We start from the raw sequence: 2,341 nt of genomic DNA, 5'->3' as shown, positions 1-2,341 counted from the left end.
AGGTGTGCGCAAATGGATACAACGGACGCCCGCAATGGCAGCGGGACTGACTGATCATAGATGGACATTAAAAGAACTGTTTACAACTGTCGTTGTCGGCGAACAACACTCAGGAGGGTGACCATCTCATTTTGTACAGCCTCATAAGCCGTTACGTGCAACAGGCAATATACGTATTGTAATATCACGGACCGAGATCAGATTGTGCAGTGATGTGGGGACTAAGGCGGAGTAGAAAAACAGGGTCACATGCGGAATACGCGCCCGACAGGATAAATGGATAAAGTATTAAAACGGTATAGTCGATTCACCCTTGCTGCGTTAACAACTCTGCTGGTTGTTATTGTCTCCTTATTATTTGTTTTTATTGGATATAAAATCATCGGTGTTGAGTTGCGAAATTCAGAGATATTCTTTGCTTTTACAGCACCGTTATTGATATCATCAACGATAAACTGGTATATTTACGGATTGATAAAGAGGCTGGAACAGCTTGAGAAGGAACTGAGAGAAAGCATAACCAAGGAAAAAGAAAATGTCTATCTGGCTACAATTCACGGAGCACAGCATGTGACTAATAATCTTTTGAATGGATTGCAGCTTGTTACGATGGAAATAGAAAACCATCCGTCATTTGACAGAACCACACTGGAGTTGTTCAACGAAATGCAGGACGAGGCAAAGGGTTTGCTGGAAAGCCTGTCATCAGTCAAACAGGTTTCGCCGGAAACGATATTAAAATCAGTTAGTCCGAAACACCGGGAATAGGTATAACAGGTTCTGCTCTTCAAGAAAAAGGTATCCAGCCTGGTGTCACGGGCCGAAATCAAACGTTTTTATCTGCTGACACAACATCAAGACGAAGGCTTGAACCGGCTCTTTGACTTTGAAATCAATTTGTTCAACATCTTGCCGTTCATAGCTGTCAAACTCAGGCTGTTTTTCGCAAAATCTTCCTGAAAAATCTAGACATCAAGTCTATAGTCAAGAACATGAGGAGATCGTTGAAGAAGATCCAGAAGTACCCGGGTCGCTCCTGTCGGTTGCCGTTTTCCTTGCTCCCATTGTCGTATTGATGACGGACTCACATTCAGTAATTTGGCGAATACAGCCTGACTGAGCTTGAGCCTTTCTCTGATTTTTTTTATTTGAGCAGTGGTCAGATCGACTTCCGGTATTTTAACGCCAAGGGCATTGAGTTCTTTTTCAGTAAAAGATGTTGGTACGCCGGAGTCAATTAAATCCCGGGCTGTGCTGCCGACAGCTTTTTTTATGGAATCTCTCATGAGGACACCTCCAGATCAAACAGAATTTGTTTTTTGAGGGAATCTGCAATTTGTTCTGTATTCAGGGCGAGCAGGTCGTTCCCTAACTTTTTGAAATATTTTAATTCTGTCTTGTTGATATTCGATTTTTCGTTTTTTCCGAATCCATAAAGAAATATTGCCTTCTCGTTGCTTCTGTACACTATGATTGTTCGAAATCCTGAGCTTTTCCCTTTTCCTGAACGTTGCACACGAACTTTGTACAGATTGCTTCCCAAGTCCGCTGCTGATAATCCCTTTTCGAGGTTATCAATAGCTTCAAGCAGGCTCTCATTGCTTAGTTTTGCTTTTTTGCCCACTTGTTAAACCATTTCGTACAGAGATTTTTCATACTGTAACTATAACTCTTTGAGTTATACTATTCAAGCTTTTGAGCAGTGTTCCTGCTACCTTTCTTGAAGCACGTTCTAACGCTTTTAAGCCCAGCAATTTATATTTGTTGTGTTTTTTCATTAACTCTTCCTGCTTTGATAGCCATCCTGCTTGGCTGAAACGGTGAAAGCCCTTGAGCTATCAAGTCTGCATTTATGAAGTTTAAACATTCAGCTTCGATCAGGAGAAAATCATTGGCAAAACTCGTCTTTCCTGCTCCGTTGGGGCTGGCGATGATGTAACATTTTTTGCTCATTCTGTTTGCTTTTTTTTCCAACTTCCTGAGTTGATCTCTGTCGGTTAATCCTGTGGTTACGTTGTCCGGGAATGTACGAGGGAGGTTGGGAGGGAAGAAGGAGTTAACGATATGTAAAGTTGATAGATTAAGTTGTAACTGCATTTGGTTTGTACGCACAGATTGAGGGGATATCTCAAGAGAAACCAGGTCACGCGCTAAGCACGCATCCGATAAATTGGCCGTAAAAAAAAGGGTCGCTAGCAATTAAGCTGGTGACCCTAATGGCACGACCTTAAGTGGTTGACCACAGGATTACGCCGTTTGTCTTCTTGGTACTGTCAAACGAGGGTAGGCCTTTGGACGACGCTTCACAGCCCGCGGTTCACTGCGACCTGGTCTATTTCCT

The 2,341-nt window shown here is 42.6% G+C and carries 3 protein-coding genes and 1 pseudogene; 1 reads left to right on the top strand and 3 read right to left on the bottom strand.

Annotation, left to right across the window (positions count from 1 at the left end; all coding sequences use genetic code 11):
- The first annotated feature begins 276 nt into the window (after nt 1-276).
- Nucleotides 277-768, top strand: coding sequence for a hypothetical protein (locus tag L2082_RS19120; protein WP_446012191.1), 492 nt, complete (start codon nt 277-279; stop codon nt 766-768).
- A 197-nt stretch (nt 769-965) separates the two neighbouring features.
- Here L2082_RS19120 and L2082_RS19115 read toward each other — a convergent pair whose 3' ends face one another.
- The 3 genes and pseudogenes from L2082_RS19115 to L2082_RS19105 form a co-directional block, all read right to left on the bottom strand.
- Nucleotides 966-1,286, bottom strand: a complete 321-nt coding sequence (locus L2082_RS19115; RefSeq protein WP_446012190.1) for a helix-turn-helix domain-containing protein — start codon at nt 1,284-1,286, stop codon at nt 966-968.
- A complete protein-coding gene (locus L2082_RS19110; protein WP_446012189.1) occupies nt 1,283-1,624 on the bottom strand; it encodes a type II toxin-antitoxin system RelE/ParE family toxin in 342 nt (113 codons plus the stop codon). The genes L2082_RS19115 and L2082_RS19110 overlap by 4 nt, the downstream gene beginning before the upstream one ends.
- A 155-nt stretch (nt 1,625-1,779) precedes the next feature.
- A pseudogene (locus L2082_RS19105) lies at nt 1,780-1,953 on the bottom strand (Zeta toxin family protein); the annotation flags it as partial.
- Between the last annotated feature and the right edge of the window lie 388 nt (nt 1,954-2,341).

This window comes from Candidatus Electrothrix sp. (assembly GCF_052785085.1).
Note: the sequence above shows the minus strand (reverse complement) of the source record. Positions and strands in the feature narration are given on the sequence as shown.